Here is a 19,399-nt window from a genome sequence, read left to right as displayed (position 1 = left end):
CATTACCTTTCTTTTTTATTTTGTTTGGTAGCTAATAATTATAGAGGTAATTGCGCCTTTTTTCTATTCAAAAACATGAAAATTGGACTGATGAATTTTGTCATCAGTCCAATTTATTATAGAACCTCAATTTTACACTAAATCTATCTTTATTTTTTAATTGTAGATGCTATCACTTTTTGGGCGATAGATGTGTAGATTTCTCCTAAACGATCATCTGCTTGATAAATAGAGGGAGAGAAATCTTTAGGATTCCAAGTAGGTTGTTCTAATGGTAGTTCTCCTAATAACTGAGTATTTAATTCATCTGCTAGTTTACGTCCTCCGCCTTTACCAAAGACATATTCTTTATTACCTGTTTCTTTACTTTCAAAATAACTCATATTTTCGATAACACCGAGAATAGAGTGCTCGGTATGTTTTGCCATTGCCCCTGCTCTAGCAGCAACAAATGCTGCAGTAGGATGCGGTGTCGTTACAATTATCTCTTTACTACTTGGTAGCATTGAATGTACATCTAAAGCTACATCCCCTGTTCCTGGAGGTAAGTCTAATAGTAAGTAATCAAGTTCCCCCCATTTCACTTCTACAAAGAAATTGGTTAACATTTTCCCTAACATAGGTCCACGCCATATTACTGGTGCATTCTCTTCTACGAAAAAGGCCATTGATATAACTTTCACTCCATGACGTTCTACTGGAATAATCTCTTTTCCTTGAACTCCTGGTTTCTCATCAATACCCATCATATCTGGAACACTAAAACCATAAATATCCGCATCAACTAAACCAACACGTTTACCTTCGCGGGCTAAGGCTACTGCTAAATTTACTGCTACTGTAGATTTACCTACACCGCCTTTTCCTGAAGCAATCGCTATAAATTCTACAGGATTGTCTTTAGATAAAAGTCCCTCAATGGTCTTAGGTTGTTCTTCTTTCTTACCAGTATATTGCTCAACCGTTTCGGCAGGTAATTCTTCAAATCTTATTCCAACAGTATTAGCACCATTATCTTTAAGCGCTTTAACTATTGCCATTTGTAAATCTAATTGCGGTTGTCCGCCTAATTGTGCCATTGCCACTTTGACACTAACATGCTCTATTTCTTCTTTAATAGTTACTTCTACAATACCGTCTGTCTCTTTAAGTGGTGCATCTATAATTGGATCTTTTAATGCTCCAACTATTTCTTTCACTTGATCTACCGTTAACAATGAAAATCCCCCTTAGTATTCTTTATACCTTTATAATATCAAATATTAATATGTATTGACTTTCTAAATTAGTATATATTTTTTAAATATATAAAAAAAGAAGTTAGCTCACTATTTGTTGGCTAACTTCTATCAATATCAGATTTACATATCCCGTGTATTTGTTGAATTTTTATTATAGTGTCTTTCCTCTTTGATAAATAAAGAGAAAATAAAGCCTATAATTACAAGACCAGTAACTATTGCAAACGATAAATCTACACCAGCTGCAACACTCTGTCTTTGTAATATTTCATGGTTCGAACTTGCTGAAGAACCAGTGCTGAGTATTTTTGCACCAATACTCATGAAAGTTACCATTAAAGCTGTTCCTAGAGAGCCAGCCATAACACGACCGAAGTTCATGATGGCAGTACCATGTGATATATCTTCATTTCTAAGTGCATTTATACCTGCAGTATTGATAGGCATCATTAATAATGAAACTGCAAACATTCTTATAGCATAAACAACAACTAACATAGTGTATGATGAATCATATTTCAAGAAACTTAAAGATGCCGTTGTTACGATAAGAATAATGAAACCAATTAAAATTAAAAGTCTAGGCCCATACTTATCATATATTTTACCTGTATAAACAGACATTATACCGTTTAAAATGGCTCCGGGCATAATGACCAATCCAGACATAAATGCACTCAACCCAAGTCCATTTTGAACAAATAAAGGAATTAAGAGGGCTGGACCTACCATTGACATCATTACAATCATTGAAGTTATAGTACTGAAAGTGAATATTTTGCTTTTAAAAACTTTGAGGTTTAACAAAGGATTAGTGATACTTAACTGTCTTCTAATAAATGTGATAACTATTAGAATACCAATAATGGCCGAGATTACAACAATTGGATTAGTGAACCCCAAATTACCTGCACTACTGAACGCATAAAGCATTAATCCGAATCCTAACGTTGAATAAACAACTGATCTTTTATCTAACGCTGTCTTTTTAATTTCGTTATAACTAGATAGCGTGATAGCACCAAATATATATCCTACGAGCGCAATGCCTACAACTATAATGAAAGGCACTCTCCAACTTGTATTATCAATAATTAACCCAGAAAACGTAGGACCTATTGCTGGAGCAAATTGTATGACCAAACCAGCCAATCCCATTGCAAATCCACGTTTCTCTTTTGAAAATAAAGTAAACAATGTGAACTGCATGAGCGGCATAATAATTCCAGCACCAATAGCTTGAATCACTCTGGCAAACATTAGGACACCAAAGCTAGGTGCAATGGCAGCTACAATTGAACCAACTAAGAAAATTCCCATTGAAACTAAATATAATGGTTTTGTTTTAATTCGATCCATCAGATAAGCAGTTAAAGGGATCATCGTCCCATTAACAAGCATAAAGCCTGTTACTAACCATTGAGCAGTATTTTCAGATGTATTTAATTCTTTCATAATGTGTGGCAAAGCCGTATTTAGTAAAGTTTGATTTAAAATAGCGATAAATGCACTTAATAGCATTACCGCTACGATGAGGTTCCGTTTTTTTGTGGATACTTCTATATTCGCCATATAAAAACTCCTTTTATTTCATACATATTTTTTTATCCAACCAAATTTAGTATGCCAAGCAAACTAAATGCTTGCTATTTCTTATTATTAAGGTTCTCACTATCTGGATAAAATATAATTTTAAATATATATAACAATCCTATGATGACTGAAATAACCCAAAAATCAATCTCAATATAAACATAATGTATGTGAATAATAAAATAGAAGAGTATCGTAGTAACAACGTATGAAATCAATTGGTACAAACTGCCATTAAAATATGGATTATTGGGCAATTGTTTTCTAAAATAGTCCATTAAATGTTCAATGGCAAATAAAATGAAGTAACCAAAAACAATATAGCTACCATAATAAACTAAATTATCTACTAAATTTTTATTGTAGGTAAAATAACCTAGCTTAAAAAAAATTAGGATTCGACTTAATCCAAATAAACCAAATCCTAAAAACATTAAAAAAATAGCACCTGAAATGATAAAGATAGTGAGGACAAGTAAAGTTGATAAAATATTTTTATAATTATTTTTAAAAAACTTCATCTTTCTGTCCTCCTTTATATACACGCTCATTTTATCATTAATAATTCACGATATAAAATTTAAAGTACATTAGTCTAAAACTTTATTATTCTTCAACTTTATTTCGTTTGAATGATTACACATTCTATACCTCAGGTCTATAAAGTGTTGACCACATAATAATCAGAAGAATAGCGACTAATGAAACTGCAAATAATATATTGTAAAAATGCCCATCCATGATTCCAACTGACATAGCATAGAAATATCCCATTACAGTTGAACCTATTGAAGAACCTAAATTTTTAGTTAATGCATAGAAAGACATCATTTTCTTCATATGTCTAGGATCTGTTTCTTCTTGAACGATGACACTGTCCTTTGTATAAACAAATCCAAAACTTACCCCAGCAAGAATTACTGTTGCTGCTATTAATAATGGTACTTTAAGACCAAACATGAGTATGATACTGCTAATCAATAATAATGTAAAAGCACTAATATATAATGCTTTTCGAGTTAAGTTCTCTTCTACCTTTGCTAAGTTAAAATTTAAAACTAACCAAGCTACTGACAGTGGGAATATTACCAAACCACTTTGAAGTGGTGAAAGATGTAAGTGATCTTGTAAGTAGATTGGAATGTATAAATTGTATCCCATTAAAGACATAGCTATTAATAAATCTGTTACAAATACTAGTGAAACTGAACGATTAAACTCTGAAATTGGGATAAATGGATTCTTTATTTTGCTCTCAAATTTAAATAAAATAAAGATAAAAATGAAAGCTAGCATCAATGCAATAATATTTAATACTATTGAAGACTTACTCAATAAACCAAACATAAACAATCCTATAAATATGTAAAAGAAAGAAAGCCCCTTAACATCTAAGCTTGAAGATTTAACTTCTGATTCTTCTGAAAAATGAAATGTAATAAATGCAAGTATAATTGCAATAACTGCTATTGGAATATTTATAAAAAATAACCAATGCCATGTTGCAAACTCTAAAATTGCCCCACCTAATAATGGTCCAATAATACTTGAAATTCCCCAGACACTTCCTACAATTCCCATAATTTTGTATCTAAATGGTATTTCAAATGCTAATTTTGGAACAATTTGAGTCAGCGACATCATAACTCCTGCTCCCAATCCTTGAACAATTCTAGAGATAATAAGCATTATAAATGTGTCACTCATTCCTGACATTAAACTGCCAATACCAAATAAAAACACGCCTATCATTGCAATATATAATATTTTAAATCTTGTTAATAATTCACCAACAATAGGATTCGCAACTACTAGCGCTATGAAATAAACAGTAAATACTAATGATATAGATGCACCAGCGTTTAAGTCAGTTCTTATAGTGGGCATCGCTAATGAGATAATTGAGCTTTCTATTGCAGCCATAAACATAGTTAAAACTAAAGTTACGACGATACCTATTGATTTAAAGTTCATGAACATTATTCCTCCTAAATAAATTTCAGATTCTTTAATAGGATAATCAACATTTTATTTTATATGCAATAGAATGATTACCTTAAATAAAAAAATAAGACTGATGACCGATAAAATCATCAACCCTATTTTAAATTCTCTAAATAAAATAAAGTATTGCTATTAAATGAAACATTGAAGCGATTACGATAAAAATATGCCAAATCATATGAAAGTATGGACGGTTTTTTTGGGCATAAAACCAAGCACCAATAGTGTAAGATAAGCCTCCTAGTACAATGAATAAGATAAATAACCAAGATGTACGCATAATGATAATAGGTAGAAAAATAATACCAACCCATCCCATTACCAAATAGACAATCAAACTTAATTTAGGATTCACATTAACAGAAATGGACTTATACAAAATTCCCCAAATTGTAGTACCCCAAAGTAATATGAATACAAACCAACCAATCCATCCTCCTACGACAGTTAATAAAACTGGCGTATAAGTTCCTGAAATAGCAACATAAATCATACTATGATCAATAATTCTTAAAATATATTTGTGAGCAGTATTATTTTTCATTGCATGATATATAGTTGAAGAGATAAACATCATAAAAATACTAATTACAAATATAGAAATACTAACTGAGCTTAACGTTCCATGTGCTATATAACTATGAACTGCAGCATATGGTAGTAAAAAAAGTGTAAGTAAAGCAGCTACACCATGTGAAACTGAGTTACCAATTTCTTCACCGAAAGATAGAGGAATGATGTCTTTAAATGATTCGACAACAGTACCTTTTGCATTCTTAGTTGAGTTAGACATCTGGCCCCACCACCTTTTAAATTAAATTCAAACGTTCTAAATCTGATGTAGCAGTTTCAACACTATCTTTACCTTCTTTATTTTTAAGTGGAGAAAATTCATCTTCTCTATTAACTTGCAACGTTACAAAACTTGTTGCATATCTAAAAATATCAAAGTAAAACAATTCAAATTTTAATGTTGGTTTTTCAACAACTCCAAAATCTTCATCTAATTGCTTTAATTTTTTCACTGCTAAGTGATATGGTAAATCATTATTTACTGCTTGTTTAATAAATGCAATTTTAAAGGCATGAATTCCAATATTTGCATTATCAAACGTATTAGCGACCGCTTCATCCAATTCAGAATACTCAAGAACTGTGTCCTTACTATTTTGATTTACTAATCGTCCGACACTTTCACCATCTTTAGGTTGAATTGATTTAGAAGTTACGTCGCAATCATTTACCACTGTAAACCCAGCAAATAATGGATCTAATACTTTAACTAATACGTTATCAATGTTATTTAAGAAAATAAATTTCACACCATCAGATGCCATTTTATCTAAGTAACCATTTTTTTCTAATGATTTAAATACACCACCATTTCCATTTGGCGTCTCCATTATATAACCTTGTTCATTAAGTACCAATTGCCCAGTTTCACATAATGCGACCATGTTTTCTTGTTTAAAGAAATGTACATTATCAGGGTTATAACCAAAATAATCATGTTGTTCAAAGTACGATAACGTTTCTTCATGATTGATATCACTAGTCATGATATACCAATTGATTAAATGACCAGTTTCCTTTTTAAGTTTAAGTAATTGTCGTGCTTGTAATTCAAACAAACTAACTCCTTTAATTTCAAATGAACCTTTTGGCCCTTTATAACCTAAACGCGTCCCTTGACCACCAGCCATTAATAAAACTGCAAATTCACCGTTTCGTATTGCTTCTATGCCTTTTTGTTCATATTTTGCACCTTCTTGATCAGTCAATTCAGTCTTGCGTTGATATTTTACTTCTGAAACAGATGACACATCAGAAATTGATTGACGATTAACATATAAATCTTGAAATAATTGTTGAATACTTTCTAAATCTAATTCATTCACTTTCGATTCTAATTTTTCTTTTTCATTACTGCTCATTAACTTTTCATATTCACTCAAATGTTCTTGATTATATTTCTTTAATTGATTTTGATCTAACATTTTAACTCTCCTTGTGATTAATTCAATATGTATTCATACACTCATTATTTGGTAGTTACCCTAAAATGGACTGACTTATATATTTTAATAAATGACTAATAGAAGTTTGAAATAATATGTATAATGCGCCAATACTTAATGCAGTAGCCAGTGATACATCGACTAAGCCACCAGTTTTAAAGGTAAACGGGAACTTAATAGTAAGAGGAATCGGATAAAGTAACTTTACTCCCCTTGGCGTTAACATATCTAGTATAACATGAGAGGCCATACCACCGATAATAGAAACCAAATAGTAAGTAGGAGTTTGAATCAAATTAAGGAGAAATACAATGATACCTATAAATAATAATGAGTGAGTAAATGTCCTATGACCGAATAACAGTCTAATAATTAAACTAAGCAATTTTAATTTTCTACCAATTTTACTTCCAGTGTGACAAATGTCTGGTAATAAACTTGAAACTACAGATAAACATATTACTGTAACAGTTGAGAACAAATCTGTTTGAAAGTGTTCGGTTGTTAATGCACCTACTAGTAATCCAGCAGATACGTGAGTTTTGCCTGTCATAAACCTTCTCCTTTATAGAGAACATTTTAACATAAACCACACTGAAATACGAACATATTTTCGGTGTTAGTTAAATAGTGTATCACAAAATTTAAAAAGTATATCATTAATACTTGAAAACGATTACACACTGATATATGATATAGACATAAATAACATAAAGGATGTGTTCTTTAATGGCAATGACTGTTAAGAAAGATAATAATGAAGTTAGAATTCAATGGAGAGTAGCTGATATCAAAATCCCTACTAGTGAAATTAAAAATATTTCACAAGACCAAGAAATTCATGCCGTTCCAGATTTAGATTCTAAAAATATTTCACGTATTGGTTCTACTTTTGGTAAAACTAATAGAGTGATTATTGATACAGATGATCATGAATACATTATTTATACGCACAACGACCAAAAGGTTTATAATGAATTAACTAAGTAATACCAATATACATTTTTCATTCGCAAAGTTATATAAAAAACTGTCAACTTCCGATATGTAGTTGACAGTTTTTTAATCTAAATTAATAAATACTGTATTACTTTGTATTTTTCTCAATATTAATTAAACTACACTTAGATAAGGAGGTTAAAATTATGTTTGTTGTTACAAATAGAATTACCGTAAAAAAAGGTTTTGCAGAAAAAATGGCGCCAAGATTCACTAAAGGTGGAAAAATTGAAGCATTGCAAGGTTTTCATAAAATTGAAGTTTGGAAAGTGACACGAGATCATGAAAATGAAGACATGTACGTAAATACATGGTGGGAGACTGAAAAAGACTTTGAAGCTTGGACTAAAAGCGATGCATTTAAAGAAGCACATCAAAACAGAGACAAAACATCGTCTGAATCTTCACCGGTGATTAGCAGTGAAATTGTTAAAGCTACGGTGTTATCTACATTAAATTAAAAAAACGGCAATGAAGTATAGATAGGAATTGTTTATTTCAACATTTCTAACCTCTGACTTCATTGCCTTTACTATTTTATAATAATAAATGAGCCATTAACGCTATAATTGGTAAAGTGATTGCAGTTCTAATTAGGAAAATCATAAATAATTTACCTAAACTTACTGGTATTTTAGAACCTAATATTACACCACCAACTTCTGATAAATATATTAATTGAGAAATACTTAATGCACCAATTACAAATCTTGTAATCTCACTGTGCGCATCAGCAATTAATATAGATGGTAAGAACATATCTGCAAAACCAATCAATAATGTTTCAGAGGCTTTAGCCGCTTCTGGTATTTGCAATAGTTCAAGAATTGGAATAAAAGGTTGACCAATAATTGAAAATACTGGCGTATAATTAGCTATCATAGTCGCAAGCGTTCCGATGCTCATAACGACTGGAAGGATAACAAACCACATATCTATTACAGTTTTTAAGCCGGATTTCCAAAACTCTTTAAACCCTGGTGCTTTCAATCCAACAATAGTTGCCTCTTCAAAACCATATCCTAGTGCCGTTTTACCTTCAGGTAGTTTTTCTAATCTAGTATTCTCAGAAACTTCTTTAGTAAATTCATCAGGTATTTTGTTTAATGGCCAAATACGTGGCATGATCATTGCAGCAACAAAACATGAAATAATTACAGTTAAATAAAATGCAAAAAATTTATGTTGTAATCCAACAGTTTCTGCAATAACTATAGCAAAAGTAATAGAAACGACACTAAACGTAGTAGAAATCACTATGGATTCCCTTCTAGAGTATATGCCTCTTTCATACTGACGACTTGTTATTAGGACACCTACAGTTCCATCACCAATAAACGAAGCTAAATTATCTACTGTAGAGCGTCCTGGCAATGTGAATAATGGTCTCATAATTGGTCTAAATAAGGGGCCTAAAAATTCTAATAAACCATATTCCATTAAAAAAGGTAAGAATAGTGCAGCAAATAAAAATACTGCAACCAATGTAGGTAAAAGATCATAAAACACTAAACCACCAGTATCCTCTGAATAAATAACCTTTGAACCAAGTTTAAAATAGGTCATCCATACAAAGACGACGGCTAATATTCTTAATGTCATCCATACTGGACCAACTTTAAATGCACTATCTAATAATCCGCCTGGTTTAACTTTACTTTTAAAAATTGTCGAATAAAGTACTGTTAATATTGCAGACAATGTAATAATAAAAATTATAATAATTGGCATTGCATCACCTAGTAGACCTTTTAGCCAATTTGCTAAAAAGGCTACAGGTAATGTAGTTTGTTTCTCACCATCTTGTGTAACTGGTACTGGAATTAAGAAAAGTATAATTCCAATAATAGACATAGTTATGAATTTCGCTCTACCTTTGGCAATCTGTTGCTTTGAGTAACCTTCCACCACTAATAACCTCTTTCTTTCTCATTATTGATGCTTTTATATTCATTGATTATGTAAATATATTAAGTAAAACTGTGAACTTTTATATAAATATAAGAATATATGCATTTTTATAAATATCATGTTAAATACTATATATCATTTTTAATTGATATGCAATATAAAAAGAGCTAATTTTCATCATAAATATGAGAATAATTAGCTCTTGAATTTCATTAAATTCGTCTTAATAAAAATAAGAAATATGGCACCCCAATGATAGCAATTATTACACCCACAGGTATATCTAATGGTGGATGAATTCCTCTCGCTAACCCATCACTGAACAAGATTAAAATTGAACCTATACAACCAGACATAAGTACAACATGGAAGTAACGTAGACCTACAATAGATCTAGCGATATGTGGTGCAATTAGGCCTAGAAAACTTATACCGCCTACTACTGAAATGGAGGCACCAGCCAGCATAACCGACAAAATAAGTAAGATCATTTTGAGTCTTTGTACTCTTGCACCAAGCGCCGTAGCAATATGTTCTCCTAAATTTAAAATATCTAATTGATAACTTAAACATAATACGAGTGGTAAGGTTATAACAAACCAGGGTATGACTGAATAGAAATTTTCAATAGTATGACCATATAAACTCCCTGTTAACCAAACTAACGCATTATTTGCATCCATAGGGTTTCTAATAAGTAAAAATTGAACTACAGCGGTACATATAGCACCGATAGCTAACCCAATTAAAGCTAAAGTTGAGCCTTTAATATTATATTTAGAAATTAAAAATGACAAAATCAAACTAATAAATAATGCACCTATGAACGAACCAATGGGTAGTACTAATAGCGGCGCTGAAGGAAATAGCATAATTACTATAATAGCTGCCAAACTAGCGCCTTTAGTTATACCTATAACATCTGGAGATGCTAGTGGATTTCTAACTACCCCTTGAATCACCGCGCCAGAAATGGCCAAACTACTTCCCACAACTAAACCTAGTAACGTTCTCGGAATTCGGTACTCGTTTAATATGAAATCATCAAATTTTAGAATTCCGTGAATTGCTTTCAAAGGACTGTACATTGTTGAACCAACACATAAACTTATAAATATGCTTACAATTAAGCAGATGATTACAACAGTGTAACGAATAGATAATTGTCGTTTTGTCATATTCGTTTCACCCCTTTTAAAGTTATTAATAGGAAGTAAATTGCCCCAACAAATGAAGTGACAATACCAACTGGAGATTCGTAAGGAAATGTAATAAGTCTACTTAACATATCTGATAGTAATAATAAATCGGCACCTATCAAAAAAGTTAAAGGCACCATTAAGAAGTAATCTTTACTTATATAACGTTTAACTATATGAGGGACGATTAAACCAATGAATCCAATCGGTCCAACTATTGAAACAGATGCACCTGCTAGTACGATGACAAGTAGGCCAACTATAATTCTGATAAGCTGAGTCTTCTGGCCTAATCCTTTCGCTATATCGTCTCCTAATTCCATTATGGTTAATTGACGGCCTAATAACATCGTTATGATAAGCGCTAATATGAGCAAAGGCATAACTGACAAGACTGCAGTCCATTTCAATCCATTTAATGAACCTACTAACCAGAACATAACGGTAGTATTAGAATCTTCATTTAAAATGATGATACCTTGCGTTAAACTACTGAAAAATAAATGAATTGCCATTCCTGCAAGGGCCAATTTAATTGGTGTTATTTTTTTCGTAGATCCGGATAATACATAGACAGTTAATCCTCCAATAAACGCCCCTAAAAATGCCAGATATGTTGCATAGTTACCTAGTGAAGGTATTAATATCGTCACTAATACTATTACAAATGATGCACCTGAATTAACACCAAATATTTGTGGAGATGCTAATGGATTCCTAGTAATCGCTTGCATTAAGAGGCCAGCTAAGGCTAGCGCACCGCCAATCAATAACCCACCAATCATTCTTGGCATTCTTACATTATGAATAAGAAATGTTTGTTTATTATTTATAGATGTAAAAAAGTATTCAAAAATATGTTTAGCATGAATTTCAGACGAGCCAATCGCTAAATTAAAATATGCAAAAATAAAAAGAAAGCACCCACTCACAATAAATGTGAGTGTAGTGCGCCTCTTATTTGCTTTGTCTAAAGCAGATTGACTATCAGTAGATCTAATAGTCATTTTATTGCCACCTTACTTTTCTTTATCTTTTTTAGAAATTTCTACAAGTTCTTTAGCCATTTCTTCAGAAGATATTAAACCTCGAGCTCTTGCCCAAGTATCACGACTAACGATACTTACACGATTATGTTTAACCGCATCTAATGTGTCCCAAACCGGGTCTTTTTTCATTTCTTGATATGATGGTTCTTTAGGACTTGCGCCATCAGTCATTATAAACATACGTTCAGGATTTACGTCTTTTAATGTTTCTGCATTAAGTTGTAAATAAGGTCCTTGTAAATATTTGCTTAACCCTTTAGTGACATCTTTATTTAATGCTTCTTTAAAGCCAAGTTGACTTAAGAATTGACCTACATAAGATTCACTTGGATGTGCTAATAAGCCAGATTTAGACGCTACAGCTGGTAATACCTTTTCATTTTTATCAAATTGAATTTCATCTTTATATTTTGCAATCTTCTCTTTATGCTCGTCTAAACGTTTCTTACCTTCATCTTCTTTATTTAAAGCTTTGGCAATTGTTTTAAAAGCATCTATATTATCATTATAATCTCCATCAAAACTTTTTAATTCAATTGTTGGAGCAATTTTACTTAATTCTTTGTAAATACCTTTGTGTCTGTTACTATCTGCAATAATTAAATCTGGTTTTAATTTACTGATTTCTTCTAAGTTGGGTTGTTTACGAGCACCAACAGATTTATAATCTCCAATTTTTTCTTTTAATGGTTTAATAATACGATTTGGTTTGTTGTCATCAGCAACCCCAACAGGTTTAACATTTAGTGCCGCTAAAGCATCTACAAATGAAAATTCCAACGCTACGACACGTTTAGCATCTTTAGGAACTTTAGTTGTGCCTAATTCGTGTTTAATTTTAATAGAATCTTTCGATGACGATTTATTACCTGAATCACCTGATCCATTATTGCTAACATTACCACAAGCAGTAACTAAAACTAATGCAAATAATAATGCGACTATACCTGCAAACTTAAAGCCTTTCATGAATTCCACTCCTCAATATGTATAGGTTTACAATACATAGTTTATTGATAACGATTATCAATGTCAATATAATTTGGTGTATTTTTTAATTTTTTTATAAAAGTAAATTAGAATTTTAATTATTAATGGATTTTACCTTTAAATGATAAAATAAAAAGCCATTAATCAGAATGAATTCAAAATTAAAGGCTAATTAATTTATTAAAGTTTATATGATAATTAATACCTACAAAGAATTGGTTAACATTTTTTATTAATCAATAATGGAGAATCGACCATCATACTATTCAAAGATTGAATATAATTATCCTTAAAATAGTGCTTTGTCATATGGTTATGATACATTACTTGAGAAAGCGCCTCATACTCCATAGCAAATTCTATAATATCACCAACTTTATAGTAATCTTGATTATTTAAATTAATCATTAGATGATCACTTGATGCACCAACAATGCTAACATCATTCTTAATAGGTTTAATTTTATTTACGTCTGTGTCAACATAGCCAATATCTACAATTGCTTGTAAATAGCATTGATTATTGTCAGATAGACGTGGTTTAATCTCTAAAATTTCCGCTTCTACTGTAATTGCATTCTGAAATAGCATGGGTATAGATTGATTTGTTGTAGTATCTATCCCTCTAAATAATGCCTCACCTATTCGTAACTCATTAATCCTACCCAAATCATTGTACATTAATTGGGGTATCATACTTGAGTTTCCTCCTGATACAACTTTTAGTCTAAATCCTAAATTATATTCAATAGCATCAACGAATTGATTTATCTTTAATATATCTTCTTCAGTCGGAGCCGAAGACTTGAAACACATAAAGTTAAATGCAATACCTATTAATTGAATATGAGTCATTTTGATGATTTCTTCAATATAATTTAGTACATCATAAGTTATAACCCCTTCACGTCTATCCTTCCAATCAATCATTAACATAATTTGATGTTTTTGATTTAACTGTTTAGCAATGTCATTTATCTCTCTAATTGACTCAATTTCAGTTTGCATACTCATTTTCACTGATTTAATCAGTTGAGTATAACGGTTTTTAGATGTTGGTCTTAGTAAAAGATAATTGCATTGTCCTTTGAAATCTTCATTTATATTCTCAAGTCTTGATTCTGCAAAATGGGTGAACCCTGATTGAATTAATGTTTCGATAATTCGACTATCACCAGCTATACATTTAATTACTGGGGTTAAATGTATATCATTATTTTCTAATAACGTTCTTAGTGCATCTGCATTATATTCAATTTTAGATAAGTTTATATTGATTTGAGCCAATTATCTCACCTCATCTCTAATTGGATTATCAAGTTCGATATTTAAATATTTTTTCACTCTATTGCTCATACGCATGCGTAATAATGCCTTAACAGTAATCTTTGAACCAAAGAGTACATCTTTTAAAGCTTGAGCATGTGGTTTATTATCATTTATTGCTAATTTAACTTCATCTTGAACTAGAGTGAACAATTCTTCTTCAGTTACAAATTCCGTTTTTGAAAAGTGATGAATTAATTCAGCTAACTGATTCTGAATAACAGCATGCTGAAATTTCGCAATAACTTCTTCAATTGAATTTGCCAATAAACTTTGATTGGACACGTTGATATTTTTCAGTTTATGCGTAAGTGTATTTAAATCGATACGAGACCCACCTAAATCACGCACAATAAAATTCATTTGATAATTAGGTCCTAAATTAACTATAGTATTTTGCATATGCGCTTCTAAAGCTATGCCATACTCTTGAATTAAATTGATTAAAGGCGTAATAAGTTGTCGACTATAATTTTGAATAAAGGTTAATATACCTCTATTATTTAACTCACCATTAACCCATTCGATATAACTATCAACTGTAATATGTCGATCAATTGGATTAGGATTAACCAATGCACCAGTAACAATAGTCACCCCATTGTTTGCAATATAAGGTGTTTCTCTGACAATACATGCTAACTGTCTAGCATCCTCGTCATTTGTTTTCGCACATAAACCATAAGGTTCTAATGCAACATTTAGTTGTGGATATTGATTTAATACATTTTGTAAAGCGCTACTCAATATAGGTCCATCTACCGTTGTAACACTTGAAACTGTTCTGACAGCACTAGTTGCTTGTACATTGACAGGTAATTTTATATGATATGGCTTATTGATGAGCGCCATCGTCCTAAATGATAGTGTTGCTTTCGAATCGACATCAAATGGTGTTGTTAATAAAAACTTATTAGCAATCCAATTCGCAAACTTATCGTAGATAGTATGGTTGTATTGCCATGGATGTACTAATATCACAAAATAGTCTTCTAACGAAATATGAATAGACTGTGCATATTTTCTAATTCTTGTTTGATATTCAGGTATTACTTTCTTCAATATGAAATCTTCATCATTATCTATACACGTAGCTTGTGCACAGTCTTTATGGATTAACATAATTTTTAACGGTATAACTTTTTCAAACTCAGGTGAATACATTTTAACTTCATCCATAGTTAATGGCAGTTTCGTTTTAGTAAGTGGATGTGTAGGATGACCTTCTAATACTAAGCTTTCTGAATATAACAAATCATTGATTTCATTCGCGTCATTCAAATGTTGTAACCATGCAAAAAAATTTAAAGTTGTTGGCATACCAGAAAATTGCATACTAGATTGCACATTATGTTGACGTTGATAAAATTGTTTATAAATTTCAACAAAGCTATCTCTACTATGTATTATTTCATCTATTAATTGCTGATGTATATTAATATCAAAATGATTACTTAACATATCTAATAAAGCTTCTACTGTTGATACTTCCATTATGTTTGTGCCACATCGAAATGTAATTGGTCCTACAAATTCATACCTTGACATTACACTGTTATGATTAAAATGAGTAGAAAGTATACATCCATGATATTGTATATCTAATTGATCATCTTTAGTTGTAATAATAGTTTGTTCTTGCCAAATGTTTTCTTTTATTAAAGCATTTAAAATACGATATTGTATATTGGTATCCGCATTTTGCCATGCGTTTTGAGTCATACTCTACTCCTCCAATTTAATTGGTCTTTGAATTATATATGCAATAAATGCAATTACAAAAGTAAATATTCCCATGGTGATAAATGTATTAATGGGTCCCATTATTTCTGATAATGTTGTTAATATTAAACTACCTAAAGGAATCATCCCTCTATCCATCATGACGATGCTTAATATTTTTCCTCGATGCTCTGATGCTATATCCTCTTGAAAATATATTCGATTTGATGTTCTAGCTAATTGACTAAATAAACCTACAAGTGACATGCAGATAAACATGAATATAATGTTATGTATAATGACACCTACAAGCGCTAATCCAAATAGACAAGAATTTAAATAATACATTTGTACAATGGTGAACTTTTTCAAAATTATGGGTAGTAAAAGTGTTGCAATCATACCACCTACAGCACAAAAGGTCATTGATACACCAAAGATTTCCGAGCGACCGGGAAAGAGATCATGTACTAATACTGGTACTAGTGTAGTATACGAAAACCCAGTAGCCATGATAATCAATGACGTAATAAATATTCTTGAGGCCTGCATATTATTCTTAAAGTATTCCCACACAACCGTAAATGAAAACCCTTTGTTAGCTTTATTTGCCTCACCAACTGTCTTGAAGGTTAATGGTATACACAATAGAACAGCAATGAAGTAACACATTGATTGCGCTAGGAAAGTAAACGGTGCATGGTAAATTGAGAGTATCAATCCTGCAATTGCTGGACCTATTGAGCGACATATATTTATGATAAAAGAATGATATGAAACGGCTTGGCTTGTATTTAAATGTACAGATAAATCTGGCAATACAGCTTGTCTTATTGGTGTTTCCGTCGCATTAATCATACCTCTAAGTGTGGCATAAATGAGGATGAAAATAATCGGCACTTGTTCTAATAAAAAGGTACAAACACATAATGTGCTTGTCACTAAAAATGAAGATGAAATGGTCATTTTCAATAATTTTCCTCTATCAAATTTATCAGCTATAGCGCCAGCCCAGACACTTAGTAACAAAATTGGTACGAGTCGGCAAAAATTAACCAATCCTAAATAGACTGCGTTATGATAACTAGTAAGTACATACCAATTCAAGCCAATTTGTCCTATCCAATTCCCTAGAAATAATAAAAAGGAACTAGAGAAGAAAAATTTCGCCACAGTATTCCACCTACTTATTTATAATAATATTTATAATTGATAATGAATATCATTATCGATATTATGGATTATACAAATGTTTTAGATTTTTGTAAAATGAATTTGAGGTGCCATATGGATAATTTAATTTCAATAGACAATATAGATTTACATTTAACTGATGAAGAATTAGGAGCTTTATCGTTTTTAAAACAAGAAATGCCCCATTTAGTAAACTACTTTAAAAATGAATTGCTCGTTGCACGAGATAAAATTTCTCAACGCTTAATTACATCCCTTTACAGAGAAAATTTAGTCAACGCTAAATCAAATAGTACCTTTGTCTCGTCATGTGATATTAAAAACTTTCCAATAAATGGAGAACACCAAATTATGCGCGTGCATTTTCCCGAAAGCGATAAATATTTATTCGCAAAAGTTTCCAGTACTCATGCATTTGGTCGTGTAGATGTTGAAGGTCCATTTTACTATTGTGATAGTGATGGTAGACAATGTGTTCGTATACTTCATCCTAATGAAGTATTAGCTGATATCTTAAAGGAAAATCCAGAGCTTGATAATGAGGCAAGTTCACAATTCAAAGACGATATGGAAAACAGTGTTGCAAATATGGCGTTAGCACTTTCATATCAAGCATATGAGATGCAACATTCAAAGGAACCTTTATTGGAAATAATTATTAATGAACAAGATAGTTATTTGCGTTCAGAGCAGGCAGTTATAGAGGGACATCCGCTTCATCCTGGAGCTAAATTGCGCAAAGGCCTTAATGCTAATGAGAATATTAAATATAGTTCAGAATATAATAAAGAAATCCATTTAAAGTGTGTGCTTATTCACCAAAGTATCGCTAGAACACAATCTTTATCTTTTACTTATGATGCTGAATTAGAAGCGCAATTTCCAGAACTATATAGTCAAATTAAAACTGAATGTGATAACTTGAGTAATCTGAGTGAATATCATTTAATGATCGTTCATCCTTGGCAGTTAGATAATGTATTATTAAGTCAATACGAAGAGGAAATAAATAATAATTTAATGATTCCACTAAAGATAGAAATACCTTATTACGCTGGTTTATCTTTTAGAACTTTAATGCCGAAATTCCCAAGCACGTTGCCACATATTAAGTTATCTACCAATGTACATATTACTGGCGAAATTAGAACTTTATCTGAACAAACAACTCACAATGGTCCTTTAGTTACTCAAATCTTAAATGACATTTTAAAGCAAGATAAAAATTTCACTCATTATAGAGTTGGTATTTTAAATGAATTTGCTGGTATTCACTTTTATAATTCAAATGACGAAGAAGCTATTCAAACAGATCTAAGTGAACAATTAGGAACGCTTTTTAGGGACAATGTGTACAATCTAACTGAAAAAGATAGTATTCCTATGATTCCATCAAGTTTAGTGGTTACCTATAAATATAATGAAGAACCACCAATCATTAGTTTAATTCAACGTTATAAACATCACTACGACAAATCTAATCTTGATATCGCAGCTCAAGAATGGTTGTCAGATTACATTTCTCAATTGTTAGGCATAGTGATTCCTTTATATGCTAAATATGGCATTGCACTTGAAGCACATTTACAAAATTCAATTTCAACGTTTAACGCTGATGGACGATTAAACACTATTTATATTCGTGATTTTGAAGGCTTACGTATTGATGAACAACTTTTAAATGAAACTGGATATACGACAAAACATTTTCACGAAAAATCTAGAATCTTGACCGACTCTAAAACAACAGTATTTAATAAAGTCTTTTACTCGACAGTTCAAAATCATATAGGTGAACTTATATTAACTGTTTCAAAATTCATTGAAGATGAGGAATTTGAATCTAAACTGTGGGATAGCGTAAGCGAAATTATTCATAACATTTTAAATAGCTTAACGGATATTAACACAAGCCGCATTTCAGAAATTAAACAAATTATGTTTGATAGAGACATTGATTATAAATGCGTGACAACGATGCGTTTAGAAGATGAAGCACATCACTATACTTATATTAAAGTAAGTAATCCACTACATGGTTAAACGATATTAGAAATCAAAACTTAATTCTAAAATAAAAAAAGAGTCTGGGACATAAACCCTAGAGAAATAGCCAGTAAATGAGTTTTAACAAATTCATTTACTGGCTTCTT

At 31.2% G+C, this 19,399-nt stretch carries 17 protein-coding genes; 3 read left to right on the top strand and 14 right to left on the bottom strand.

Annotated features, from left to right (window positions below; all coding sequences use genetic code 11):
- Positions 1–149: 149 nt before the first annotated feature.
- The 7 genes from AC1RRU_RS11910 to AC1RRU_RS11880 all read right to left on the bottom strand — a co-directional run bounded on the left by AC1RRU_RS11910 (position 150) and on the right by AC1RRU_RS11880 (position 7,409).
- Positions 150–1,217, bottom strand: a complete 1,068-nt coding sequence (locus AC1RRU_RS11910) for a P-loop NTPase (protein ID WP_011275187.1) — start codon at positions 1,215–1,217, stop codon at positions 150–152.
- A 144-nt stretch (positions 1,218–1,361) separates the two neighbouring features.
- Entirely contained in the window at positions 1,362–2,813 is a 1,452-nt protein-coding gene (locus AC1RRU_RS11905) for an MDR family MFS transporter (RefSeq protein ID WP_011275186.1), read from the bottom strand.
- Positions 2,814–2,887: 74 nt separating this feature from the next.
- Positions 2,888–3,355, bottom strand: coding sequence for a SepA family multidrug efflux transporter (locus AC1RRU_RS11900; protein WP_011275185.1), 468 nt, complete (start codon positions 3,353–3,355; stop codon positions 2,888–2,890).
- A gap of 124 nt (positions 3,356–3,479) precedes the next feature.
- Positions 3,480–4,808 (bottom strand): multidrug efflux MFS transporter SdrM, encoded by a 1,329-nt coding sequence (gene sdrM / locus AC1RRU_RS11895; protein ID WP_011275184.1) that lies wholly within the window; start codon positions 4,806–4,808, stop codon positions 3,480–3,482.
- A 139-nt stretch (positions 4,809–4,947) separates the two neighbouring features.
- Complete coding sequence (gene trhA / locus AC1RRU_RS11890) at positions 4,948–5,631, bottom strand: PAQR family membrane homeostasis protein TrhA (protein WP_011275183.1); 684 nt, start codon at positions 5,629–5,631, stop codon at positions 4,948–4,950.
- 16 nt (positions 5,632–5,647) lie between these two features.
- Positions 5,648–6,835 carry a UTP--glucose-1-phosphate uridylyltransferase gene (locus AC1RRU_RS11885; protein WP_016931349.1) on the bottom strand — a complete coding sequence of 396 codons (1,188 nt, stop codon included), beginning with the start codon at positions 6,833–6,835 and terminating at the stop codon, positions 5,648–5,650.
- Between the two features lie 55 nt (positions 6,836–6,890).
- On the bottom strand, positions 6,891–7,409 hold the full coding sequence (locus AC1RRU_RS11880; protein ID WP_011275181.1) for a metal-dependent hydrolase: 519 nt from the start codon (positions 7,407–7,409) through the stop codon (positions 6,891–6,893).
- 176 nt (positions 7,410–7,585) lie between these two features.
- On the opposite strand from AC1RRU_RS11880, the gene AC1RRU_RS11875 reads away from it, so the two are divergent.
- Positions 7,586–7,846 carry a SunI/YnzG family protein gene (locus AC1RRU_RS11875; protein WP_011275180.1) on the top strand — a complete coding sequence of 87 codons (261 nt, stop codon included), beginning with the start codon at positions 7,586–7,588 and terminating at the stop codon, positions 7,844–7,846.
- Positions 7,847–8,001: 155 nt separating this feature from the next.
- Positions 8,002–8,316 carry a heme oxygenase gene (locus tag AC1RRU_RS11870; protein ID WP_011275179.1) on the top strand — a complete coding sequence of 105 codons (315 nt, stop codon included), beginning with the start codon at positions 8,002–8,004 and terminating at the stop codon, positions 8,314–8,316.
- A gap of 76 nt (positions 8,317–8,392) precedes the next feature.
- On the opposite strand, the gene AC1RRU_RS11865 is transcribed toward AC1RRU_RS11870, so the two are convergent.
- The 7 genes from AC1RRU_RS11865 to AC1RRU_RS11835 all read right to left on the bottom strand — a co-directional run bounded on the left by AC1RRU_RS11865 (position 8,393) and on the right by AC1RRU_RS11835 (position 17,225).
- Complete coding sequence (locus AC1RRU_RS11865; RefSeq protein WP_222125915.1) at positions 8,393–9,709, bottom strand: YjiH family protein; 1,317 nt, start codon at positions 9,707–9,709, stop codon at positions 8,393–8,395.
- A gap of 269 nt (positions 9,710–9,978) precedes the next feature.
- On the bottom strand, positions 9,979–10,944 hold the full coding sequence (locus AC1RRU_RS11860) for a FecCD family ABC transporter permease (protein ID WP_493196597.1): 966 nt from the start codon (positions 10,942–10,944) through the stop codon (positions 9,979–9,981).
- A complete protein-coding gene (locus tag AC1RRU_RS11855) occupies positions 10,941–11,972 on the bottom strand; it encodes a FecCD family ABC transporter permease (protein WP_011275176.1) in 1,032 nt (343 codons plus the stop codon). The genes AC1RRU_RS11860 and AC1RRU_RS11855 overlap by 4 nt, the downstream gene beginning before the upstream one ends.
- A 12-nt stretch (positions 11,973–11,984) precedes the next feature.
- A complete protein-coding gene (locus AC1RRU_RS11850; RefSeq protein WP_011275175.1) occupies positions 11,985–12,983 on the bottom strand; it encodes an ABC transporter substrate-binding protein in 999 nt (332 codons plus the stop codon).
- A 240-nt stretch (positions 12,984–13,223) separates the two neighbouring features.
- Positions 13,224–14,291, bottom strand: coding sequence for an alanine/ornithine racemase family PLP-dependent enzyme (locus AC1RRU_RS11845; RefSeq protein WP_011275174.1), 1,068 nt, complete (start codon positions 14,289–14,291; stop codon positions 13,224–13,226).
- Positions 14,292–16,052, bottom strand: coding sequence for an IucA/IucC family protein (locus AC1RRU_RS11840; protein WP_011275173.1), 1,761 nt, complete (start codon positions 16,050–16,052; stop codon positions 14,292–14,294).
- Positions 16,053–16,055: 3 nt separating this feature from the next.
- Positions 16,056–17,225, bottom strand: a complete 1,170-nt coding sequence (locus tag AC1RRU_RS11835; RefSeq protein WP_493196596.1) for an MFS transporter — start codon at positions 17,223–17,225, stop codon at positions 16,056–16,058.
- Between the two features lie 114 nt (positions 17,226–17,339).
- On the opposite strand from AC1RRU_RS11835, the gene AC1RRU_RS11830 reads away from it, so the two are divergent.
- Complete coding sequence (locus tag AC1RRU_RS11830; protein ID WP_011275171.1) at positions 17,340–19,289, top strand: IucA/IucC family protein; 1,950 nt, start codon at positions 17,340–17,342, stop codon at positions 19,287–19,289.
- Positions 19,290–19,399: the final 110 nt, after the last annotated feature.

The organism is Staphylococcus sp. GW821-FHT11H10, assembly GCF_058807855.1.
This window is presented reverse-complemented; position numbering and strand designations above follow the sequence as displayed.